This is a genomic window from Micromonospora sp. NPDC005254, assembly GCF_042872525.1.
Lineage (GTDB): Bacteria > Actinomycetota > Actinomycetes > Mycobacteriales > Micromonosporaceae > Micromonospora.
Genome location: NZ_JBIAKM010000009.1, coordinates 132,112 through 153,192, shown reverse-complemented (window position 1 = coordinate 153,192; position 21,081 = coordinate 132,112). Strand labels below are relative to the sequence as shown.

Annotated in this window: 22 protein-coding genes; 12 read left to right on the top strand and 10 right to left on the bottom strand. The window is 72.5% G+C overall.

Annotated features, from left to right (window positions below):
• Window positions 1-101 precede the first annotated feature (101 nt).
• From ACFYPR_RS26040 to ACFYPR_RS26005, 8 genes are all read right to left on the bottom strand, one after another.
• Window positions 102-794 carry an L-ribulose-5-phosphate 4-epimerase gene (locus ACFYPR_RS26040; protein ID WP_354861991.1) on the bottom strand — a complete coding sequence of 231 codons (693 nt, stop codon included), beginning with the start codon at window positions 792-794 and terminating at the stop codon, window positions 102-104.
• Window positions 791-2,473 (bottom strand): ribulokinase, encoded by a 1,683-nt coding sequence (araB, locus tag ACFYPR_RS26035; protein WP_387262898.1) that lies wholly within the window; start codon window positions 2,471-2,473, stop codon window positions 791-793. Before araB ends, ACFYPR_RS26040 begins: the two co-directional genes overlap by 4 nt.
• Window positions 2,474-3,238: 765 nt before the next feature.
• Complete coding sequence (locus tag ACFYPR_RS26030) at window positions 3,239-4,027, bottom strand: ABC transporter permease (protein ID WP_387262895.1); 789 nt, start codon at window positions 4,025-4,027, stop codon at window positions 3,239-3,241.
• On the bottom strand, window positions 4,024-5,034 hold the full coding sequence (locus ACFYPR_RS26025; RefSeq protein WP_355069102.1) for an ATP-binding cassette domain-containing protein: 1,011 nt from the start codon (window positions 5,032-5,034) through the stop codon (window positions 4,024-4,026). Before ACFYPR_RS26025 ends, ACFYPR_RS26030 begins: the two co-directional genes overlap by 4 nt.
• Before the next feature lie 34 nt (window positions 5,035-5,068).
• Entirely contained in the window at window positions 5,069-5,911 is an 843-nt protein-coding gene (locus tag ACFYPR_RS26020; RefSeq protein ID WP_355069101.1) for a DUF4097 family beta strand repeat-containing protein, read from the bottom strand.
• A gap of 58 nt (window positions 5,912-5,969) precedes the next feature.
• Window positions 5,970-6,497 (bottom strand): hypothetical protein, encoded by a 528-nt coding sequence (locus ACFYPR_RS26015; protein ID WP_354861050.1) that lies wholly within the window; start codon window positions 6,495-6,497, stop codon window positions 5,970-5,972.
• 66 nt (window positions 6,498-6,563) lie between these two features.
• Entirely contained in the window at window positions 6,564-7,775 is a 1,212-nt protein-coding gene (locus ACFYPR_RS26010) for an FUSC family protein (RefSeq protein WP_354861052.1), read from the bottom strand.
• A gap of 94 nt (window positions 7,776-7,869) precedes the next feature.
• On the bottom strand, window positions 7,870-8,838 hold the full coding sequence (locus ACFYPR_RS26005) for an SDR family NAD(P)-dependent oxidoreductase (protein WP_387262893.1): 969 nt from the start codon (window positions 8,836-8,838) through the stop codon (window positions 7,870-7,872).
• 82 nt (window positions 8,839-8,920) lie between these two features.
• Here ACFYPR_RS26005 and ACFYPR_RS26000 point away from each other — a divergent pair, with 82 nt between their 5' ends.
• The 5 genes from ACFYPR_RS26000 to prfH all read left to right on the top strand — a co-directional run bounded on the left by ACFYPR_RS26000 (window position 8,921) and on the right by prfH (window position 13,141).
• Window positions 8,921-9,847: an AraC family transcriptional regulator gene (locus ACFYPR_RS26000; RefSeq protein ID WP_354861056.1), complete on the top strand. Its 927-nt coding sequence runs from the start codon at window positions 8,921-8,923 to the stop codon at window positions 9,845-9,847.
• Window positions 9,848-10,079: 232 nt separating this feature from the next.
• Window positions 10,080-10,238 (top strand): hypothetical protein, encoded by a 159-nt coding sequence (locus tag ACFYPR_RS25995; RefSeq protein ID WP_354861058.1) that lies wholly within the window; start codon window positions 10,080-10,082, stop codon window positions 10,236-10,238.
• Between the two features lie 151 nt (window positions 10,239-10,389).
• Window positions 10,390-11,040: a class I SAM-dependent methyltransferase gene (locus ACFYPR_RS25990; RefSeq protein ID WP_387262891.1), complete on the top strand. Its 651-nt coding sequence runs from the start codon at window positions 10,390-10,392 to the stop codon at window positions 11,038-11,040.
• 308 nt (window positions 11,041-11,348) lie between these two features.
• Entirely contained in the window at window positions 11,349-12,536 is a 1,188-nt protein-coding gene (locus tag ACFYPR_RS25985; RefSeq protein WP_363939701.1) for an RNA ligase RtcB family protein, read from the top strand.
• A complete protein-coding gene (gene prfH, locus ACFYPR_RS25980; protein WP_354861063.1) occupies window positions 12,533-13,141 on the top strand; it encodes a peptide chain release factor H in 609 nt (202 codons plus the stop codon). The genes ACFYPR_RS25985 and prfH overlap by 4 nt, the downstream gene beginning before the upstream one ends.
• A 10-nt stretch (window positions 13,142-13,151) precedes the next feature.
• Here the strand turns inward: prfH and ACFYPR_RS25975 are convergent, their stop codons facing one another.
• On the bottom strand, window positions 13,152-14,045 hold the full coding sequence (locus ACFYPR_RS25975; RefSeq protein WP_387262887.1) for an alpha/beta fold hydrolase: 894 nt from the start codon (window positions 14,043-14,045) through the stop codon (window positions 13,152-13,154).
• A 201-nt stretch (window positions 14,046-14,246) separates the two neighbouring features.
• Between ACFYPR_RS25975 and ACFYPR_RS25970 the strand changes: the two genes are divergently transcribed.
• From ACFYPR_RS25970 to ACFYPR_RS25955, 4 genes are all read left to right on the top strand, one after another.
• Window positions 14,247-15,074 (top strand): PIG-L family deacetylase, encoded by an 828-nt coding sequence (locus ACFYPR_RS25970; protein WP_354861066.1) that lies wholly within the window; start codon window positions 14,247-14,249, stop codon window positions 15,072-15,074.
• 41 nt (window positions 15,075-15,115) lie between these two features.
• Complete coding sequence (locus tag ACFYPR_RS25965; protein ID WP_354861068.1) at window positions 15,116-15,760, top strand: response regulator transcription factor; 645 nt, start codon at window positions 15,116-15,118, stop codon at window positions 15,758-15,760.
• 72 nt (window positions 15,761-15,832) lie between these two features.
• Window positions 15,833-17,005 (top strand): DUF418 domain-containing protein, encoded by a 1,173-nt coding sequence (locus ACFYPR_RS25960; RefSeq protein ID WP_354861069.1) that lies wholly within the window; start codon window positions 15,833-15,835, stop codon window positions 17,003-17,005.
• Window positions 17,002-17,997 carry a histidine kinase gene (locus tag ACFYPR_RS25955; RefSeq protein WP_354861070.1) on the top strand — a complete coding sequence of 332 codons (996 nt, stop codon included), beginning with the start codon at window positions 17,002-17,004 and terminating at the stop codon, window positions 17,995-17,997. The genes ACFYPR_RS25960 and ACFYPR_RS25955 overlap by 4 nt, the downstream gene beginning before the upstream one ends.
• Before the next feature lie 88 nt (window positions 17,998-18,085).
• On the opposite strand, the gene map is transcribed toward ACFYPR_RS25955, so the two are convergent.
• Window positions 18,086-18,904, bottom strand: a complete 819-nt coding sequence (gene map / locus ACFYPR_RS25950; protein WP_355067989.1) for a type I methionyl aminopeptidase — start codon at window positions 18,902-18,904, stop codon at window positions 18,086-18,088.
• 103 nt (window positions 18,905-19,007) lie between these two features.
• Here map and ACFYPR_RS25945 point away from each other — a divergent pair, with 103 nt between their 5' ends.
• The 3 genes from ACFYPR_RS25945 (at window position 19,008) to ACFYPR_RS25935 (ending at window position 21,063) form a co-directional block, all read left to right on the top strand.
• On the top strand, window positions 19,008-19,274 hold the full coding sequence (locus tag ACFYPR_RS25945; protein WP_354861073.1) for a helix-turn-helix transcriptional regulator: 267 nt from the start codon (window positions 19,008-19,010) through the stop codon (window positions 19,272-19,274).
• 36 nt (window positions 19,275-19,310) lie between these two features.
• Entirely contained in the window at window positions 19,311-19,643 is a 333-nt protein-coding gene (locus ACFYPR_RS25940) for a putative quinol monooxygenase (protein ID WP_355139754.1), read from the top strand.
• A gap of 193 nt (window positions 19,644-19,836) precedes the next feature.
• Window positions 19,837-21,063: a hypothetical protein gene (locus ACFYPR_RS25935; RefSeq protein ID WP_387181637.1), complete on the top strand. Its 1,227-nt coding sequence runs from the start codon at window positions 19,837-19,839 to the stop codon at window positions 21,061-21,063.
• Window positions 21,064-21,081: the final 18 nt, after the last annotated feature.

Below are 21,081 nucleotides of genomic sequence, written 5' to 3'. Positions count from 1 at the left end.
ACCGCGCGAGCCGCCGACGTGCGAAGGGTGGCGTACGCGGGTGGTGCGTGCTGGTGCGTCGGTGGAGCAGACCGGCGGGCCCGGACGGCCGATGGAGACGGTCAGGGACCTGCCGGTGCGACTGTTTGTTGCCCGTAGACGTTCTGGTAGCGGTGGTAGAGGGCGTCGATGTCGGCCTGCGCGATCGGCACCGGCTGCCCGAGGGTCCGCGCCAGGTACGCGGTGCGGGCCACGTCCTCGCACATGACCGCGGCCTTGACCGCCGCCCGGGCGTCCCGACCGATGGAGAAGACACCGTGGTTGCGCATCAGCACCGCGGGAGAGCGGTGCCCGGCGAGGGTGGCGACGATCCCCTTGCCGATGTCGTCGCCGCCGATCAGCGCGAACGGGCCCAGCGGGATCTCCCCACCGAACTCGTCGGCCTGGGCCGTGAGGTGGCAGGGGATCGCCTCCCCGCAGGCGGCCCAGGCGCTGGCGTACGAGCTGTGCGTGTGCACGACACCGCCGACCTCGGGCATGGCGCGGTAGACGTAGGCGTGGGCGGCCGTGTCGCTGGACGGGGCGAGGTCCCCCTCGACGAGGACACCGTCGAGGTCGCAGACCACCATGGTGTCGGCCGTGAGGTCGTCGTAGCCCACACCGCTCGGCTTGATCACCATGAGGTCCTGACCGGGGACCCGCGCCGAGACGTTGCCGGACGTCCAGGCGACCAGGTTGTACCGGGTCAGCTCGCTGTGCAGGCGGGCGACGCTCTCGCGCAGCTCGCGGATCTGTCGACCTACCTCTGCGCTCATGCGACGACCTCCAGCGGGGCCTCGTGCGTGGCCGCGACGGCCTCGACCGCCGCGTTGCGGATCGCCCGCAGGCGGAGCATGACGTCGTTGCCGCCCCGACCGAAGTGGTCATGCAGCGCCCGGTACTCGGCGTACAGGGCGTCGTAGGCGCGCGCCCGGTCGGGATCCGGCGTGTAGACGGCCTCGTGCACCCGCCCCATCGCTTGCGACGCCTCGTGGATCGACGGGTACGCCCCGGCGGCGACGGCGGCGTGGATCGCCGACCCGAGCGCCGGCCCCTGCGCCGAGGCGATGATGTTCAGCGGTCGCTTGGTCACGTCGGCGTAGATCTGCATCAGCAGCTTGTTGTTGGTGAGACCGCCGGCGATCACCAGGTCGTTCACCGGCACCCCGGCCTCGACGAACGCGTCGATGATCATCCTGGTGCCGTACGCCGTGGACTCCAGCAGCGCACGGTAGATGTCCTGCGGCCGGGTGGCCAGGGTCATCCCGACGATCATCCCGCTGAGGTCGTGGTTGACCAGCAGCGAGCGGTTGCCGTTCCACCAGTCCAGGGCGACCAGGCCGTGTGCGCCGACCGGCTGGCTGGCGGCAAGCTCGGTGAGGCGTTCGTGCGAGTCGAACCCGGCGGGGGCGCCGTGCGCGACGAACCAGCCGAAGATGTCGCCGACACCGCTCTGCCCGGCCTCGTAGCCCCAGGCGCCGGGGCTGATGCCGCCGTCCACGACACCGCACATGCCAGCCACCTCGGCGACCTCCGCGCCGTTGACGACGTGGCAGGTCGAGGTGCCCATGATGGCGACCAGCCGACCGGGCTCCACCGCCTGCGCGGACGCCGCGGTGACGTGCGCGTCGACGTTGCCGACGGCCACCGCTATCCCCTCCGGCAGACCGGTCCAGGCCGAGGCGCGGGCGGTGACCGTGCCGGCGCGGGCGCCGAGCGGCAGCAGCGGACCGTCGAGCTTGGCCACGAAGTCGCCGAAGTCGGGGTTGAGCGCGGTCAGGAAGCTCTCGGACGGGTACTGCCCGTCCTGCAGGATGCCCTTGTAGCCCGCGGTGCAGACGTTACGGGTCTCGGTGCCGCTGAGCTGCCAGACGATCCAGTCGGCGGCCTCGATGAACCGCTCGGCCCGGTGGTAGATCTCCGGGTCCTCCTCCAGGATCTGCAGACCCTTGGCGTACTGCCACTCGGCGGAGATCTTGCCGCCGTACCGGCCGATCCACGGCTCCGCCCGCTCGTGGGCCAGCGCGTTGATCCGGTCGGCGTGCGGCTGCGCGGCGTGGTGCTTCCACAGTTTGACCCAGGAGTGCGGCCGGTCGCGCAGGTCGGGATCCTCGCAGAGCGGGGTGCCGTGGGCGTCGGTCGGCAGCACGGTGCAGGCGGTGAAGTCGATGCCGATGCCCACCACCGATGCGGGGTCCACCCCCGCGGCGGACACCGCCGCCGGGACGGCGTGGCGCAGCACGTCGCGGTAGTCGTCCGGATTTTGCAGCGCCCAGTCCGGGGGCAGCGGTCGACCTCCGGGCAGCGTCTCGCTGATGACCCCGTCGCCGTACTCGTGCACCGCGGTCCCCAACTCGGCACCGTCGGAAACCCGGACCACCAGGGCCCGCCCGGAGAGAGTGCCGAAGTCGACACCCACGACGTAGCTTTCGGCAGCTCCGTCCACACGCTCCATGTTCACCTCCACCGTTAACGGGGATAGTGTTAACGCTCACATCCAGCGCCGTCAAGACATCTAGCTGCAACAGCTCCGTAACGGAACGCGGAGGCCCGCGCGCCCACTTGGGCGGGTAGCTACCGGATTGGTGCAAAGTCCGCGATTCCGCCTCCAGCCCGGTCGCGGCAGCGCCGGGAGGGCGACATCTGAACGGCAGCCGGCCGAAACCTCCTCGCCCGGCGGGCGGCCCGACACCTCCCCGGCCGGCCGTCGGCCCGGCGCCTCCTCAGCCGGCAGGGCGACAGCAAGGTCCCGCATCACAGAGCGGCGGGATGACGGTCCGATCGCGACGGTGGCCGGGTCGTCGGCGATGTCAGCGATAACATCGCTGCGGCCGCCACCCTCGCATGATCAGATCTATGACCCGCGCCGCAGCCGCCGCCGAGCCCATGAGCGCGCACTCCGGTCGCCGACGTGCACCTCGCGTGCCCAGCCCGGGAATCGTGTTATCGATAACATTCGACGTTTCACGGTCGCCGCGCGCACGGTCTCGACCCAGCGCGTCTCGTGGGCGCCCGCCCCTCCGGCGTCGCGGCCATGGGCCGGGGTGGGGACTCCGCGGCCTTCCCGCGGTGGTGATCGACTCCAGGTTGGCGACGTCGCGGTGTCCGGTCGGCGGGACACCGCGACATCGCCGAGCTGGGGTCGATCATGCGCCCCGGCCCGGCCCCGAAGGGCCGGACCGGGGCGGGCCGGGAGGGTCAGGCGCGAGGGCCCGTCGGGTCAGGCGGTCCGGCCGCGGTTGTAGAGCGCCTTGGCCCAGAGGAAGCAGGCCACCGTGATGACGGCGCACCAGGCGACCGCGAGGATCCCGTTGCTGCCGATTCCGGTGCCGAGCAGGAGGCCCCGGAGGGTTTCCATGACCGGGGTGAAGGGTTGGTAGTCGGCGAACAGGCGTACCGGCGTCGGCATGGAGTCGGTGGGGACGAACCCGCTGCCGAGAAATGGCAGGAGCACCAGCGGCATGGGCAGGTTGCTGGCCGTCTCGACGCTTTTCGTGACCAGGCCGAGGGCGACCGACAGCCAGGTGACCGCGAAAGTGATCATGGTGAGGACGCCGATCGCGGCGAGCCATTCGACGGCACTGGCGGTGGGACGGAACCCGACCAGCAGCGCTACGCCGGTGACGGCCGCGAGGCTGAACATCGTCTGGAGCACGCTGCCCACGACGTGGCCGGTGAGAACCGACGGCCGGAAGATCGCCATCGTACGGAAGCGGGCGATGATGCCCTCGGCCATGTCCATGGCGACCGAGATCGCGGTGCCCTGCGCCGCGCTGGCCACCGTGATGAGCAGGATGCCGGGGGTGACGTAGTTGGCGTAGTCGGCGCGGTCGCCGGAGGGTCCGAGGCCGGCGCCGAGCGTGCCGCCGAAGACGTAGACGAAGAGCAGCAGAAGGATGACCGGGATGCCGACGAGCATGAGGGTCAGCGAGGGGTAGCGCCGCATGTGCAGGAGGTTGCGCCGCAGCATGGTGTTCGAGTCGCGCAGGGCGAGGTTGAGGGTGCTCATCGCGCGGAGGCCCTTTCGTGACCGGACCGCCCGGCCCGGGTGGCGGGGTGGCTGTCGGGTTGATTGGCTCGGCTGTCGGGTTGGCCGGTGAGGGCGAGGAAGACGTCGTCGAGGTCGGGGGTGTGCACCGCGAGGCCGGCCACGGTGATCGCGTCGCGGTCGAGGTGGTCGAGGACGGACCGCAACGAACCGACCCCGCCGTCGCTCGGCACCTGGAGGGTCAGCGCGGCGTCGTCCCGGGTGGCCGCCGCGAACGTACGGGCCGCCGAGTCGAGCCCCTCCTGGTCGGCGAACCGCAACACGACGTGGCCGCCCGGGATGAGCCGCTTGAGCTCGTGCGGGGTGCCCTCGGCGATCAGCCGGCCGTGGTCGAGGAACGCGACGCGGTCGGCGAGCTGATCGGCCTCCTCCAGGTACTGGGTCGTCAGCAGGATGGTGACGCCCTCGGCGGCGAGGGCCCGGATGATGTGCCACATGGCGCGGCGGCTGCGCGGGTCGAGGCCGGTCGTCGGCTCGTCGAGGAAGATGACGCGGGGGTCGCCGACCAGGGTCATCGCGAGGTCGAGCCGACGGCGCATGCCGCCGGAGTACGTCGCGGCCGGCTTGTCCGCCGCCTCCGTGAGGTCGAACTGCCCGAGCAGGTCGGCGATCCGTCGCCGACCCGTCGCCCGGTCCAGATGACACAGGTCGGCCATCAGGTTCAGGTTCTCCCGACCGGTGAGCAGGTTGTCCACGGCGGAGAACTGGCCGGTGACGCCGATCAGCTCACGAACCGCGTCGGGCTCACGGGTCACGTCGTGGCCGAGGACGCGGGCGTGGCCGCCGTCCGCCCGGAGCAGGGTGGAGAGGATCTGCACTGTGGTGGTCTTGCCGGCGCCGTTCGGGCCGAGCAGCGCGAAGATCGTTCCCTCGGTGATCATCAGGTCGATGCCGTCGAGCACGACCTTGTCACCGTAGGACTTCCGCAGCTCCGTGGTGACGATCGCGGGTTTCCTGCTGCTGGTCATGGTCTCCTCATTTGTGGTCGGGGGTCGCGGCGGATCAGGCACGGCGGATCGTGATGTCGCCGTAGGAGGTGTTCGCGCGGATCTCGACCGTCTCGTCGGTCTCGGCCGGGCTGTCGGTCGACTCGAGCGCGTTGTGCACGCGCCCGTGCCGGGAACTGACGTCGAGCCAGGCGGCGGTGCCGCGCCGGACCCCGACCTCGATCGCGCCGTACGAGGTGTGCGACTCGACCGACCCGCGTACGACCTCGCCCAGCCGGACGTTGCCGTACGCGGTGCGTGCCGCCACCGAGGCCATCGACGCGTCCACCGTGATGTCGCCGTACGCGGTGTTGACCCGGACGTCACCGCCGCTGCGGCCGATCCAGCAGTCACCGGAGGAGTTCTTGATCTCCGCGGTGCCGTCGACCGCGCCGAGGCGCACCTTTCCGGAGGAGGCCTTCACCCGGGCGGAACCGGTGACACGCTCCACCGCGACCTCGCCGTGGCTGCTGTCGATCTCCAACGGCCCGGTCTCCTCGAGCCGGATCCCGCTGCCGGTCTTGATGCGACACTCGCCGAGCCGCCCCTCGCCGCGGAACGCCGCCCACGCCGCCTCGGCATGCAGCCGTGTCCCGCTCGGCACCTCGATGAGGACGTCGACCGAGGGGCCGGAGCCGAAGCCGTATCGGCGCCAGCTCTTCGGCACCCTGATCCGCAGGAGCCCGGCGGCGTACTCGACGGTGGTCTGCTCCGCGGCGCTCACGTCGGCCTTGCTCGACGGGTCGCGGGGGCGCACCTGCACCACCGTGTCGGTGCGGTCGGTCGCGGCGATCCAGGCGTCCCCGACGGGCAGCTCGACCTGGACGGAAATCGGTTCTGGCGTATCGAAAACAGGCATGGTGGTCTCCCGGGAGGTGCGTGGCGAAGGCGAGCGGAATCAGGAAGGGGCGCGGCGGTCAGCGCGCCCAGCCGGTGACGTGCTGGCCAGGCCGCGGCGGCTCCAGCCGGCGCGGTGGCTGGCGATCCGTGCCGCCGGCCGCGACGGCGGCGGCGACGGCTCGCACCAGCCAGGCGTTGACGGAAAGCCCGGCCCGGCTGGCGGCCCCGTCGACGCTGGCCTTGAGATGGTCGGGGAGGCGGAGGTTGATCCGGGACGTGCCGCCCTCGTCGCCCTCGGGCGGGAGCAGCGGCGCCGGCGCCGGAGGCGGTTCGCTGACCGCATCCGTGCTGTCCGCCGGCGGGTTCGCGGGCGTCACCACGAAATTGGGCTCGCGCCCGCGCAGCCGGACGTGCACCGACCCGGGGGCGAGATCGCGGGTGATCTCGTCGGCCGCGTCGGACAGCGCCTCGAGCAGCGTGAGGTGGGTCGCCGCCTCCAGTTGGGTGAAGAGTCGCTCGGCCAGCACCCGACCCTCCGGGTCGACGCCCTCGGCGGCCACAGCGAACTCGTTGCGCAGGTTCTCGACGTACGGCCTCAAGTCCATGGCACCATCATGGCACCACTTTGGCTCAGGATGCAACAGCCGTGGCTCAACTTGCTGCCATGACGTTCATCGTCGATCGCTGGTGCGACGCTCCGGCCCCCCGAACACGCGGCGGACCAGCCGGTTCGCGACCTCCTGCGTCAGCCCGGTGGCCACCAGCAGATCGCTGACGGTCGTCCGGACCTGCGCCACCACGACGGCACCGGAGAAACCGACCCCCTCCCGGTAGGCGTCACCGGCGGCGCACACCGCCCGCAGGGCCTGCTCCCGCGCCTGGGTGGGTTCGTGACCGGCGGCGAACTGCCGCTTGAGCACGCGTACCGCCTCGGCGAGGTCGGCGACGGCCTCCGGCAGCTGCCTCGGGATCGGCTCGCCGTCGTCGATCACGGTCACCGCGCGGCGGATCAGCGTTCCGGCGTTGCGCATCGCCCGGTCGATCGGTCCCGCCGCCTGCGCGTACCGGCCCACCGGCCCGTGCCGCTCATGCCAGTGCACCGGCGAGAGGGTGCTGGCCTCCCGGGCCCCCTGGGTCGCCTCGACCAGCGCCCGCAGCTCGTCCTTGTTCTCCCGCAGCTGCGTCCGGGCGGCCAGCGCACGGGCGATGTCGCGGTCGGCCAGCGCGCCAGCGGTGGCGTCGAGCTGGGTGCTGAGCAGGTCCAACGCCGGGCGCGCGGCCCGGTTGAGCACCCGCAGCGGGCTCAACGGCAAAAGGACGGCGGTGACCAGCAGCGCCACCGCTCCCCCGACGAGAGCGTCCACGAAGCGGGGAATCTCCAGGTCCCGCACGGACGGACTCAACGTGGCGATGAGCACCGCCGTCGCCCCGGCCTGGATCACCGCCGCCGCGCTGCCGGCGAGGAACAACGCGACGAGGATCGCCAGCACGACGATCAGGGCGAGTTGCCACCACCCGGTGCCGGTGACCGTGAGCAGCAGGTCGCCGACCAGCACCCCCACGGTGACGCCGATGATCAACTCGACGGTGCGACGCAGCCGTTGCCCGACCGACGCGGCGAGGGTCGAGACCGCGGAGATCGGCGCGAACACCGGCTGCGAGACGTGCAGCACGTGGCGCACCACCAGCCAGGACAGCGCCGCAGCCAGACCGGCCTGCAGAGCGAGGCCGCCGACGCCCCGTACCCGCCGCGCCCGCTCCCGCAGCGTGCCCCACAGGCGGGCGCGGAGCCGGGCGACGGTCGTCGGCGCAGCGGCGTTCGCTCCCGCGCCGGCCCGCGCCGCGGCGCCCCCGTCCGTAGCGGGCCGACCGGCAGCGACCATGGCGGCGGCTACCCCGCCGTACCCCGATCAATCCTGGCCGCCGGGCGCGGCCAGGCGCGAGCGCGCCGCGCCCGGCGTCCGACGGCGGTCGCGCTCAGCGCGCGGAGAGCATCTTCTCGGCGTACGCCCAGAGCCGGTCCGCGGCGGCCGGGTCGACCGCGTGGTCGGCGACCCCGCCGGTGGCGTTCGGGCCGCCGGGCACCACCTCCGCCTCCTGGTTGTCGACGAAGTACCGGCCGCCGATGCCGTCGAGCAGGGGTGACGCGGCGAGCAGGACGGTGGTCGCCGCTCCCTGGGCGGGCGTCTTGTAGTAGTCCGGCACGACGAGGTTGCCCGCCTCGTCCATCGCGCCGAACGCGCGCATCATGTCGTCGTCCAGGTGACGTTGCAGGTTGGTGTGGATGTACCCGGGGTTGAGGGAGTTGGCGGTGATCCCGTCCTTGGCCCACCGCCGGGTGATGCCGACCGCGAGCAGGACGTCCGCGGTCTTCGACTGCCCGTACGCCGACCACGGGTCGTACGGGCGCCGCTCGAACTGGGGGTCCTCGACGTCGAACGGAGCGCCCAGGTGCGCCCCGGAGCTGACCACCACGACCCGGGCCGCCCCGGCGGCACGCAGGTTGTCGTGCAGACCGACGGCGAGCGCGAAGTGCCCCAGGTAGTTGGTCGCGAGCTGGAGTTCCCAGCCCTGCGCGGAGAGCTGCCGGGTCGCAAGCGCCATGATGCCGGCGTTGGCGACCAGCGCGTCGAGCGGGCCCCGCCAGGCCGCGACGAAGGCGTCGACCGACGCCAGATCGGCGAGGTCGAGCGCGGCCGACCGGACGGCGCCCCGGGTGGCGTCGGTGGCGAACTCCGCGACGAGCGCGGCGGCCCGCTGGGGGTCACGGACCGCGACGGTGACCTCGGCGCCGGCGCCGGCCAGGGCGCGAACCGTCTCGACACCGAGGCCGGAGGCGCCGCCGGTGACGATCATCCGGCGCCCGGTGAGGTCCACGCCGTCGAGGATCTCGGCGGCGGTGGTACGGGCGGTGAACGACGTGGTGAGGCGTGGGTTCGCTGTCATGTCAGCCAGACTATGAACCTGAACCTGGACTGCCTATAGTCTAGGATCCGCGATACTTTAGTGATCGTCCAGGACGGTGCGGATGGATCCCCTTGAGGACGTACTGGCGTTGCTCGGTGCGACGAGTCACGTCTCCGCCGGCCTCGTCGCCGGAGGGCGCTGGGCGGTCCGGTTCGACCCACCGGCCGGCGCGAAGTTCAACGCCATCCGGCGCGGCCGCTGCTTCCTGCTCGTCGACGGCGAGCCCGAGCCGATCGGCCTCGCCGAGGGCGACTGCTACCTGCTGACCCGGCCGGTGGCCTACACGCTCTTCAGTGACGCCGACGCGCCGGTCCAGCCGGCGTACCCGATCTTCGCCGCCGCTGCCGACGGCGTGGCGCACGCGGGCGACGGCGACGACATGTTCCTCATCGGCGGCGCGTTCTCCCTGGGCGACCGGGGTCGCAGTCTCCTGTTGGACAGCCTTCCGCCGATCATCCACGTGCCCGCCGACACCCCCGCGGCCGCCACCATCCGGTGGGCGCTCGACGAGATCGACAGCGAGCTGCGGCAGGCACAGCTCGGATCGCGACTCGTCGCCGAACACCTGGCGCTCGTCCTGCTGATCCAGGTGCTGCGGCTGCACCTGGCCCGCGGTCCGCAGCACACGTCCGGCTGGCTGGCCGGGCTCGCCGACCCGGTGGTCGCTCCCGCGCTGCGGGCGATGCACGGGCGGCCCGCGCAGTCGTGGACGGTGGACGAGATCGCCCGCGCCGCGTCCGTCTCCCGCTCCACGCTCGCCGCCCGCTTCCGGCAGGTCGTCGGCGTGGGCCCGCTGGAGTACCTCACGCGATGGCGGATCGAACTCGCGGCGGACCGCATCCGCCGCGGCTCGGACACCGTCGCCACCATCGCCCTGGCCGTCGGGTACGGCTCGGAGAGCGCCCTCAGCGTGGCCTTCAAACGTGTCACCGGCGTCTCGCCGCGGACGTACCGCAGACAGGTGGCCGGGAGCGCCGGGACCGCATAGGGGTCACCCGTGCGGTGCGGCGCGTCGCCTGCGGGGTTGGGCGCGTCCGGGCGGGGTAGACCCCGGTCTGCCACGCGGGTGGTGGGGCCACCCGCGACTGGATCGCCGGCGCCGGGCGGTCGGACGCCTCGGGGGGCGACGGCGGATGGATCAGCGCGGGTGAGCGGGCCCGACACCCTCGGCGACATCGTGGAGCTGCGGGTGCCTTCTGCTGCCGTTCCTGCTGGTAAACGTGGCGATCTGGATGCGTCCGGCGAACCCCCGCTCGGAGGCCATGGTCAAGTCCCTGTGCCGGGTGCTGGCGGTGTTCGCGCTGGTGCCGGTCGTCGCGATCGGCCTGGTCTGGCGGCTGGAGTTGGCGCAACGCCTGCGGCACGCGCCGCCCGAGTGACGCTGATCGGGCCACTTCCCGTCTCCGTCCGGTGCGCGGAATCGCAGGGCAGAACCAGCCCACGGAGCGCGCCACACCGGCGCGGTTGACATCACCGCCCATGATTGTGGTCGCTGCCCGGAATCCTGATCGTCAGAGGCTGGAGGTCGACGTGGCTGCGGTGTCCCACCCGGTGTTCGCGCGGGTGTACGAAAGGCTCAGCGTCGCCATGGATCGCGCCGGCACCGCCGAGTTCCGCCGCGACCTGGTCGCCGGCCTGACCGGCCGGGTGCTCGAGGTCGGCGCCGGCAACGGGCGCATGTTCGCCCACTACCCGCGGACGGTGACCGAGGTCGTCGCGGTCGAGCCGGAACGCCGCCTGCGTGCCGCCGCCGTCCGGGCGGCCCCGGCCGCGCCGGTGCCGATCACGGTCGTCGACGGCCTGGCCGAGGCGTTGCCCGCCGCCGACGGCGAGTTCGACGCGGTCGTGGTCGCGTTGGTGCTGTGCACCGTGCCCGACCAGGCCGCCGCGCTCGCCGAGATCCACCGTGTGCTGCGCCCCGGCGGCCAGCTGCCCTTCTTCGAGCACGTCGCCGCCGAGGAGCCCGGTCGCCTCCGTCGGGTCCAGCGGTTCTCCGACGCCACGCTCTGGCCGAAACTGTTCGGCGGCTGCCACACCGGCCGCGACACCACGGCCGCCATCGAGGCGGCCGGGTTCGCCATCGACGAGCTGCGTCGCTTCCGGTTCCCGGCCGGCAGTTCCAGCCCCTCCTCGCCGTGCGTTCTGGGTCGCGCGATCCAGCCGGAGCACCGGCTGCGCTGAGGTGTCATCGGGCCGTCCGCGAGGTTCAGCGCCTCGGCAGGCCGGCCAGCCAGTCGTTCAGGGCCGCCGGGCTCGCATCGCGGCAGCGTACGCCGCAGCGTCGAGCGGGCCTCACCAGATGCTGCCGGGACAGGCCGGCCGCGTGCCGGGCCCGCGTCGATAATCGCTTGCCGCGCACGACGGGCGTCGCCAGAGTGGTGCCCATGACGTACTGACGGACACCACCCGCACCGCGCCGAGGCCGCTTCGCGCCGCTCGGTGCCGTACCGCCGTCCGTCCCCTTGCGATTCAGCGAGAAGTGAGCGTCGTTGTCTGAGCACCACTCCCCTCGGGAGTCTTCGTCCCCGTCCGCCCCGGCCACCATTGCCGTGTTCGCGTCCCCCGCGAGTTGGATCGAGTCCGCCGCGCTCGACCAGTGCCGGCAGGTGGCCGCCCTCGACGGCATGGTCCACGTTGCCGGGATGCCGGACCTGCACCCGGGCAAGGGCGCCCCCATCGGCGCGGCCATGGCGTCGACCGTGCTGTACCCGTTCCTGGTGGGCTCGGACATCGGCTGCGGCATCGCGGTGTTCCCCATTCGACTCCGGCGCGTCGTACCCGAGCGGCTGGCTGCCCGGTTCCCCGACCTCGACCGCGCGCTCGACCCCGAGCGGGACGCCGACGATCCGGCCTGGACCGTCGTCGCGGGCGACGTTCCCGCCGGCCACCGGGACGGTCTCGGTACGGTCGGCCGCGGTAACCACTTCGTCGAGCTGGCTCGCGTCGACACCGTCTTCGCACCCGAGCACGCGCACCGACTCGGGCTGGCCACCGGTGACCTCGTCCTCGTCGTGCACAGCGGCTCGCGGGGCCTGGGTGAGCGGATCCTGCGCACGCACACCGAGACGCACGGGGCGGGCCCCGCTCCCGACCCGGCCGCGTACCTGGCCCGGCACGACGAGGCGGTGCGCTGGGGCTCGCTCAACCGGCGGCTGCTGGCCGCCCGGGTCGCGTACGCCCTGGGGGCCGAGCCGACCGAGCCGGTCGTCGACCAGTGCCACAACCTGGTCGAGGTGCGCGACGGCGTCTACCTGCACCGCAAGGGGGCGGCGCCCGGTGACGGCCGCGACGTGCTCGTCGCCGGTACGCGGGGTACCGCGTCGTACCTGGTGGCCGCCCACGCCGGGGCGGACGCCAACCACTCGGTGGCGCACGGCGCGGGCCGGAAGATGTCCCGTGCCGACGCGCTGCGCCGGGGCCGGGCCAAGCACACGGTCGAGGAGTTGCGGCGTACCCCGGTGGGTTCCCTGGTGGTGTGCGGTGACCGCCAGTTGCTCTTCGAGGAGGCGCCCACGGCGTACAAGCGGATCGAGCAGGTGATCGGCGATCTCGTCGAGCACCGGCTCGCCACGCCGGTGGCCACCACGATCCCCCTGGTCACCTACAAGACGCCGGATGTCGGGGCCGCGTCGAGGTCGGACCGGCGCGACAAGCGTCGCGGGCAGGGTCGGTCGTGAGCGCGCAGCTGCTGCTGTCCGCCGGCCGTGGGCCGCGGGAGTGCGCGTGGGCGCTGGCCCACCTGTTGCGCCGCCTGGAGGCTGACGCCACCCGGCAGGGCGTGACCGTCCAGCGGGTCCACGCGGTGCCCGGTGACCGTCCTGGCACCTACCGGTCAGTGCTGATTCGGCTGTCCGGCGCCGACGTCGAGGCGTTCGCCGCCTCCTGGACGGGGACGCTGTGCTGGCAGGCGCCCAGCCCTTACCGGACGAGCGCCGGTCGAAAGAACTGGTACGTGACCGCGCAACCGCCGCCGAGCGACGCACCGCCGACGACGTTCGCCGAGGCCGACGTCGACATCGTCGGCTGCCGCACCGGCGGTCCCGGCGGCCAGCACCGGAACAAGGCCAGCACTGCGGTACGCGCCACCCACCGCCCCTCGGGCCTGGTCGTGGTGGTGGACGACGAACGGCAGTTCAGTCTGAACCGGCGCATCGCCCTTGAGCTGCTGCGCCAGCGTGTCGAGCGCGGCGACGAGGCGGCCCGCCGCGCGGTCACCACCGCCCGTTGGCGCATCCACGACGACCTCGTGCGGGGCGACCCGACCCGCACCGAACGCCCGTAGCGCAGCGCGCTCAGACCTCCAGGACCGCGTCGGCGAAGGCCCGCGGCGCCTCCTGGGGCAAGTTGTGCCCGATGCCGCCGCCGACGGTCCGGTGCTCGTACCGGCCGGCGAACTGCTTGCCGTAGACACTCGGGTCCAGGTGGGGAGCGCCGTTGGCGTCACCCTCCAGGGTGATGCTGGGCACCGAGATCCTCGGCTTGCCGGCCAGGCGCTTCTCCACCTCGTCGTACTGCGGTTCGCCCTCGGCCAGGGCCAGCCGCCAGCGATAGTTGTGGATCACGACGTCGACGTGGTCGGGGTTGTCGAACGCGGCGGCGCTGCGCTCGAAGGTCGCGTCGTCGAACGTCCACCGCGGCGATGCGGTCTGCCAGATCAGCCGGGCGAAGTCGCGGCGGTTGCGGTCGTACCCCTGCCGGCCGCGCTCGGTGGCGAAGTAGAACTGGTACCACCAGGCGAACTCGGCCTTCGGCGGCAGCGGCGTCCGGCCCGACTCCTGGCCGTCGATCAGGTAACCGCTGACCGACACCAGACCGGAACAGCGCTCAGGCCACAACGCGGCCACGACATCGGCCGTACGCGCACCCCAGTCGAACCCGGCCAGCTTCGCGCTGTCGATGCCCAGGGCGTCCATGAGGGCGATGAGGTCGAGCCCCATGGCGGCCGGCTCGCCGTTGCGGACGGCGTCGTCGGATCGGAACCGCGTCGTGCCGTGACCCCGCAGGTACGGCACGACGACCCGGTGGCCGGCGTCGGTGAGCAGCGGTACGACGTCGACGAAGCTGTGGATGTCGTACGGCCAGCCGTGCAGCAGGATCACGGGAGCGCCGTCGGCCGGGCCGGCGTCCACGTATCCGACGTTCAGGACCCCGGCGTCGATCTGTCGCACGTCATCGAACAGTGCCATCGAACCGGTCCCCTTCCTCGACTGATTCCGCTGTCGAAACGCGGCTCCGGACCACCGGCCCAGCCCCGAAATCGTAGGAATCCACGAGCCGCCGGACAGCGAGTTGCGCAAGAACAGCAGCGCCGGTGAGCGGATCGCTAGAATGCGTCCGCGAACAGGACACTTCCCGTGTGGTCGCCGCGCTGGTCGTAGGGTGATGACATGGCTGAGCGATCCCTGACCCTGATGGCGGTGCACGCGCACCCCGACGACGAGGCGACGAGCACCGGTGGCGTCCTCGCCCGGTACGCGGCCGAAGGTGTCACCACGGTCCTCGTGACCTGTACCGACGGGCGATGCGGAGACGGCCCCGGCGGGGCGAAGCCCGGTGAGCCCGGCCACGACCCGGCCGCCGTCGTGGCGATGCGTCAGGCCGAGCTGGAGGACAGCTGCGCGACGTTGAAGGTCACCCACCTGGAGACGCTCGGCTACGCCGACTCCGGGATGATGGGTTGGTCGACGAACGACCAGCCCGGCTCCTTCTGGACGACGCCGGTGGCCGAGGCCGCGGACCGGCTCGCCGGCCTGATCCGCCGCTACCAGCCGGACGTCATCGTGACCTACGACGAGAACGGCTTCTACGGCCACCCGGACCACATCCAGGCGCATCGCATCACCATGGCCGCCGTCGCGCAGACCGACATCCCCGCGAAGGTCTACTGGACCACCGTGCCGCGGACGGCGTTCGCGGAGTTCGGCCGGATCATGAAGGAGCTCGGCGTCGAGTGGGCCGAGCCGGACCCGTCGTCCGACCAGCCCGAGCTGGGGCTGCCCGACGACGAGATCACCACCTGGGTCGACACCCGGAGCTACGGCGCGCAGAAGTTCGAGGCCCTGGCCGCGCACGCCAGCCAGACCGAGAACATCTTCTTCCTCCAGTTGGGCCCGGAGCGGTTCACCGAGCTGATGGGCAGGGAGACCTTCGTCCGGGTGCGGGACACCACGGGCGCGCCGGTGCCCGAGGACGACCTCTTCGCCGGCCTGCGCTGACGCGTACCCACACCCGGCGGCGGGCCCGCTACCGTTGCCGGGTGCGGGTGGTGGTGGCGGAAGACCTCGTGTTGTTGCGGGACGGGTTGATCCGGCTGTTGGAGGCCCACGGCTTCGAGGTGGTCGCCGCCGTGGGCACCGGGCCGGATCTGCTGACCGAACTCGTCACGCGGCGCCCCGACGTGGCCGTGGTCGACGTGCGGCTGCCGCCGTCGTACACCGATGAGGGTCTGCGGGCCGCGCTCGCGGCGCGGGCCGAGGTGCCGGGGTTGCCGGTGCTGGTGCTCTCTCAATACGTGGAGCGACTGTACGCGCGGGAACTGCTCGCCGACGGCCACGGCGGGATCGGCTACCTGCTCAAGGACCGGGTGTCCGACCTCGGCGAGTTCGTCGCCGCGGTCCGCCGGGTCGCCGCGGGCGGCACCGCGCTCGACCCCACAGTGGTGGCGAAGCTGCTCGACAGCCGGACCCGGGTGCTGCCCCTGGACCGGTTGACCCCTCGCGAGCGGGAGGTGCTCGGGCAGATGGCGCAGGGCCGGTCCAACGCCGCCATCGGCGCCGCCCTGTTCATCACGGAGAAGGCCGTCGCCAAGCACACCAACAGCATCTTCGCCAAACTCGGGCTGCAGTCCTCCGAGGACGACAACCGGCGAGTCCTCGCCGTCCTCGCCTACCTCGACGCATAGGGGTACTGGCACCACCACGGGAGGGGTTCCAGGCTCCTCGAAACGCGTCGCGCCAGCGGCGAGCCTGAGACCATGACCGCAACCGTCAGCACGACGGCCCTCCAACCGGGCCCCGTCCCCCGCACCGACCGCGCCCTCGCCCCCGACCTCGCCCGGGGCGCCATGCTGCTGTTCATCGCGCTCGCGAACGCCGCGAACGCCGCGTTCGCCGGCCAGCCCGGCCTGGACGGCACGCCGCACGGCGCGCAGCGCGTCGTCAACGCCGTCCTGGCGACGTTCGTCGACAGCCGCGCCTACCCGGTCTTCGCCGTCATGTTCGGGTACGGCCTCGTGCAGATCGCCCGACGACAGGGCGAGGGCGCACGGCGGATCCTGCTGCGGCGCAACGCCGCCCTGATCGTCTTCGGCCTGTGCCACGCGACTCTGCTGTACTTCGGGGACTTCCTCGGCGCGTACGGCATCGTCGGTATCGCCGCCACCCTGCTGTTGCTGCGCCGCGGCGACCGGTTCCACCGCGTCGTGCTGTGGCTCTGGGGCATCCAGACCGCGTACGCCGGGGTCCTGGCGGTGACCGCGCTCGTCGGCGCGCGCGGCGGCAACGCCGTCCTCACCAACACGCCGAACCCGTCGCTCGCCGCATCGTCGTACGGCCAGTCCATCCTCGACCGACTCGCCGAGTGGCCGGTCCACACCGCCACCGTGCTCCCGTTCATCGTCATCGTGTGGCTGGGCATCTGGGCGGCCCGGCACCGCATCCTGGAGAACCCAGCCGCGCACCGCGTGCTGCTGCGCCGCGTCGCCGTCGGCTGCCTCGGCATCTCCGTCGTCGGCGCGCTCCCCTACGCGCTCATCGCCGCTGGTGCCGTGCACGTCGACGCCGCTACGGTCGAGACCATGGCACTCGTCCACGCCGTGAGCGGCGAGTACGGAGGGCCCGGCTACGTGGCGTTGTTCGGCCTGCTGGCACTGCGACTCGACCGTGCCCGCCGCGGCCGTGCCCTGCTCGCCCCGGTGGTCGCGCTCGGGCAACGGTCGCTGAGCGGATACCTGTTGCAGTCCGCGGTGTGGCTGGCGCTGTTCGCGCCGTGGGCGCTGCACCTGGAGGGCACGTACGCCGCCGCCGGCGTGGCGGTCGTCACCTGGCTGGTCTCGCTGGCCGCCGCCTGGACGCTGAGCGTCACCGGTCACCGGGGGCCGGCGGAGACGCTGCTGCGACGCATCACCTACCGCACCACCCGCCGATGACCGCCATCACCCGCAGGACCGTGGCCGGGGCGCTCTGCGTCGCGGCCACGGTCGCCTGGCTGGTCACCGGCCGTGGCGTGTTCTGGCCCCGGTGGGTGTACTTCGGGGTCGGCATCGTGCTGCTCGGCCGGCTCCTGCTGCGGCGGGCACTGCGGGTGCCACCGGGCCGGCGTCTCTGGCTCGCCCTCGACGTCGCCGCGTGCGCCCTGATCGGGTGCGCCGACCTCAGCGTCTGGGTGCTCACCGGTGGCGGCTACTTCTGGCCGGCCTGGACGTTGCTCGGCCTGGCGACGATCGTCGGGCTGCACGCCTGGGTGGTCAGTCGCCCTCCCGGCGCCCGCGAGCGGGAGCTCACCGAGCGGATCGCCACGCTGACCCGTTCCCGCCGCAGCGCCGTGGACCAGCAGGCGGCCGAGCTGAAACGGATCGAGCGCGACCTGCACGACGGGGCCCAGGCCCGCCTGGTGTCCCTGGCGCTGACCCTCGGCCTGGCCGGGGACCTGCTGCGCCGCGACGTCGACGGTGCCGCGCAACTGCTGGCGGAGGCCCGCGCCACGGCGACCGCCGCCCTCGACGACCTTCGCACCGTCACCCAGAGCATCCACCCGGCGGTCCTCGCCGACCGCGGCCTCGGTGACGCCGTCCGCGCCCTGGCGCTCGACCTCGCCGTGCCCGTCACCGTCACCGGCGACCCGCCCGCGCAACTCCCACCGGCGGTGCAGACCGCGGCGTACTTCGCGGTGGCCGAAGCCCTGGCCAACGTGGCGAAACACAGCGGCGCCACGGCGGCGTGCGTGACCTTCGACCAGGCCGGCGACATGCTACGGATCCAGGTCGACGACAACGGTTCCGGTGGCGCCGACCCGGGCCGCGGCACCGGCCTGCGCGGCATCATCGGTCGCCTCGACGCCATCGACGCCCGCCTGTCGGTCGACAGCCCGGTCGGCGGCCCGACCCGGGTCACCGTCACGATCCCGATCGAGCCGGCATGAAACTGCGCAGGCACCGCAGGCACCGCAGGCACCGCAGGCACCGCAGGCACCGCAGGCCGATGGCCCGCACGCTCCGCGGCGGTACGCCTCAGGACGTCGCGGCAGATTGCCCGCTGCGGCTGTCCGGCAGTACGCCCTGGTCGGGGCGGTGGGTCAGCACCCGGGGGCCGGTCTCGGTGACCGCGACAGTGTGCTCGGAGTGGGCCGAGCGCGAGCCGTCCGCGGACCGGATCGTCCAGCCGTCCTGGTCGAATTTGATCTTGCCGGTGCTACGGCAGAACCACGGCTCGATCGCGAGCGTCAGGCCGGGCTTGAGTTTCATGCCCCGCCCGGGTCGGCCGTTGTTGGGCACGTGCGGGGCCTCGTGCATGGTGCGGCCGATGCCGTGCCCGCCGAACTCGTCGTTGACCTGGTAGCCGTAGCGGTGGGCGACCTCGCCGATGGCGGCGGAGATGTCGCCGAGCTGGTTGCCCGGCCGCGCGGCGTCGATGCCGGCCGCCAGCGCGACCTCGGTGGCCTCGATCAGCTTCAGATCCGCCGGGTCGGGGGTGCCGACGACGACGGACAGCGCGGAGTCGGCGGCCCAGCCGTCGATCCCGACCGCCATGTCGATGCTCAGCAGGTCACCGTCGCGCAGGACGTAGTCGTGCGGCAGACCGTGCAGCACGGCGTCGTTGACCGAGAGGCACAGGACGTTGCGGAACGGGCCGCGACCGAACGACGGCGTGTAGTCCCAGTAGCAGGACTCGGCGCCCCGCTCCCTGATTCGGCGGCGGGCGTGGTGCTCCAGGTCCAGCAGGTTGACCCCTGCGGCGGCCACCGCACGCAGCTCGGCCAGCAGCTCGCCGACGAACCGGCCGGTCACGGCCATTCGATCGACTTCCGCGGCGGTTTTCAGCTCGATCACGATCAACCCTTCCGTCTCCGGTGCGGTATATTTATACCACGTTGGCCCGAGGGGTCGGCGGGTCGACATTGCCGGTCCGCGCGGACGCATCTATCCTGCTCACATGGTCCGCCCACCCCTCACACCGGAACAGATCGCCGCGGGGCAACGCCTCGGAGCGGCGCTTCGGGTCGCACGGGGCAGCCGCAGTCTCGTCGAGGTGGCCCTGGCGGCCGGCATGTCACCGGAGACGCTGCGCAAGATCGAGGTGGGCCGGCTTCCGGCACCCGCGTTCGGCACCGTGGTCTGCCTCAGCGAGGTCCTCGGCGTCGCGCTCAGCGACCTGGCCGAGGTGTGGCTGGCCGATCTGCGCGTCCGTGAGGCGTCCTGAGCACTCGGTCGACGACCGCTGGGTAGCCTTAAGCCCATGATCTTCATTACCGCGAAATTCCGGGTGCTGCCCGAGCACGCCGACCAGTGGCCGCAGATCGCCGCCCCGTTCACCGAGGCGACCCGCGCCGAGCCGGGCTGCCTGTGGTTCGACTGGTCCCGCAGCCTGGACGACCCGACCGAGTACGTCCTGGTCGAGGCCTTCCGCGACGACGAGGCAGGCGCGGCCCACGTCCAGTCGGCCCATTTCCGCGCCGCGCAGGAGACGCTGCCGCCGCACCTGGCCGAGACGCCGCGCATCGTCAACGCCACGGTCCCGCAGCAGGACTGGTCGCTGCTCGGCGAGATGGCCGTACCCGAGGCCCGCTGACCGCCGGCCGACGCCGGCAGGGCCACTTTCCGCCGTTTCCGCTCGGCGCTTTTCGCCAACCCGGGCCGGTAGCTCCACTGGGGACTGTCGGATATCCGCGATCCCCGACGCGGGCCCGGGTGGAGGATGTCGGACATCGATCTCGTCGCTAAGGTCCAGCGTGACAAGCGCCTGCCGGGGAAGGCGGTGATCGATGCGTTGCGTCACCTGTGGGGCCGACACCGATGCGGCGCTCCCCACCTGCCAACGGTGCGGTTCGGCCCTGCCCGGCGCCGCCGTGCCGCAGCAGGAGTCTCCGCCCCGCGCGTTCTCCGTCGCGACCGAGCCTCCCGACCCGACCACCGAGCCGCCCGGCCCGACCGTCCTCGCGACCGAACCGCCCAGCGCGACACCCTTCACGACCGAGCCGCCCAGCGCGACACCCTTCGCGACCGAACCGCCGGGGGTGTCGCCCGTCGTCGGCGGGGCCTCGGGCGCGATGTCGGGGGCGGCCCTGCCACCCCCGCTGTGGGACCTGCTGGTGTGTGCGGTGCTGTTCGCCGGCTGGGCGCTGGTGCTGCTGCTCGTCGCGCTCGCCCGGGGCGCCCAGGAGCCGTCCGAGGTGCCGGGTCGACTGGCCCTGTGGCACTACGTGCTCGCCGCGCTCGCCGTGGCCATCTACCTGTTGACGGCCGTCCGGGGCGTACCCGAGTCACCTGGCTACCTGTGGGCGCGCGCGGCCCGGGGTGACGGCCGTGACGGTGACCTGAGGCGAGGGCTCCAGCTTCTGGTGCCCACGGTCGTGGTGACCGTCGCGGTGGCGCTCGTCGCGGGCATGACAGTGCCGCTGTCCGCCGCCGTCTCCGAGGCGACGTCCACCTCGGCGACCCCGACCGCCGACGACGAGGTGCCCACCGAGACGCCGCCGACGCCCGACCCGGTCCCGACGACGACGCCCGGCCCGGAGACGCCGACGCCGACGGTGAGCGACGATCCGGATGCCCGGCGGCGTACGCAGGCCCAGGCGGTGGACGCGCTGCTGTCGGAGTCGATCGCCTCGCGCGGCGACCTGGCCATCGCCATCGCGGCCGTGGGAGAGTGCCGCGACCTGAACCGCTCGCTCGGCCTGTTGGACGGCGTGACACGCCAACGCCGCACCCAGCGTGACCAGGCCGAGGCACTGACCGTCGACGCGCTCACCGACGGGCCGGCGATGCGATCCCACCTGGTCTCCGCCTTCACGTACGCCGGGGACGCCGACGCGGCCTACGCCGCCTGGACGCGACGCTCCATCAGCTCCGGCTGCTCGCTCGACGCCAACTGGCGGCGGGGCAACCAACTCTCCGAGCAGTCCCAGAAGGCCAAGAACGAGTTTCTGCGCCGGTGGAACCCGATCGCCACCTCATGCGGGTTGCCCACCCGCACCAGCAAGGAAATCTAGGGAGCCGGGAGATGACGA

What these genes read in the sequence shown, in the direction of transcription:
- ACFYPR_RS26040 (WP_354861991.1), bottom strand. Translation starts at nt 794, where the DNA reads ATGAGCGCAGAGGTAGGTCGACAGATCCGCGAGCTGCGCGAGAGCGTC.
- araB (WP_387262898.1), bottom strand. Translation starts at nt 2,473, where the DNA reads ATGGAGCGTGTGGACGGAGCTGCCGAAAGCTACGTCGTGGGTGTCGAC.
- ACFYPR_RS26030 (WP_387262895.1), bottom strand. Translation starts at nt 4,027, where the DNA reads ATGAGCACCCTCAACCTCGCCCTGCGCGACTCGAACACCATGCTGCGG.
- ACFYPR_RS26025 (WP_355069102.1), bottom strand. Translation starts at nt 5,034, where the DNA reads ATGACCAGCAGCAGGAAACCCGCGATCGTCACCACGGAGCTGCGGAAG.
- ACFYPR_RS26020 (WP_355069101.1), bottom strand. Translation starts at nt 5,911, where the DNA reads ATGCCTGTTTTCGATACGCCAGAACCGATTTCCGTCCAGGTCGAGCTG.
- ACFYPR_RS26015 (WP_354861050.1), bottom strand. Translation starts at nt 6,497, where the DNA reads ATGGACTTGAGGCCGTACGTCGAGAACCTGCGCAACGAGTTCGCTGTG.
- ACFYPR_RS26010 (WP_354861052.1), bottom strand. Translation starts at nt 7,775, where the DNA reads ATGGTCGCTGCCGGTCGGCCCGCTACGGACGGGGGCGCCGCGGCGCGG.
- ACFYPR_RS26005 (WP_387262893.1), bottom strand. Translation starts at nt 8,838, where the DNA reads ATGACAGCGAACCCACGCCTCACCACGTCGTTCACCGCCCGTACCACC.
- ACFYPR_RS26000 (WP_354861056.1), top strand. Translation starts at nt 8,921, where the DNA reads ATGGATCCCCTTGAGGACGTACTGGCGTTGCTCGGTGCGACGAGTCAC.
- ACFYPR_RS25975 (WP_387262887.1), bottom strand. Translation starts at nt 14,045, where the DNA reads ATGGCACTGTTCGATGACGTGCGACAGATCGACGCCGGGGTCCTGAAC.
- ACFYPR_RS25970 (WP_354861066.1), top strand. Translation starts at nt 14,247, where the DNA reads ATGGCTGAGCGATCCCTGACCCTGATGGCGGTGCACGCGCACCCCGAC.
- ACFYPR_RS25960 (WP_354861069.1), top strand. Translation starts at nt 15,833, where the DNA reads ATGACCGCAACCGTCAGCACGACGGCCCTCCAACCGGGCCCCGTCCCC.
- ACFYPR_RS25955 (WP_354861070.1), top strand. Translation starts at nt 17,002, where the DNA reads ATGACCGCCATCACCCGCAGGACCGTGGCCGGGGCGCTCTGCGTCGCG.
- ACFYPR_RS25945 (WP_354861073.1), top strand. Translation starts at nt 19,008, where the DNA reads ATGGTCCGCCCACCCCTCACACCGGAACAGATCGCCGCGGGGCAACGC.
- ACFYPR_RS25940 (WP_355139754.1), top strand. Translation starts at nt 19,311, where the DNA reads ATGATCTTCATTACCGCGAAATTCCGGGTGCTGCCCGAGCACGCCGAC.
- ACFYPR_RS25935 (WP_387181637.1), top strand. Translation starts at nt 19,837, where the DNA reads ATGCGTTGCGTCACCTGTGGGGCCGACACCGATGCGGCGCTCCCCACC.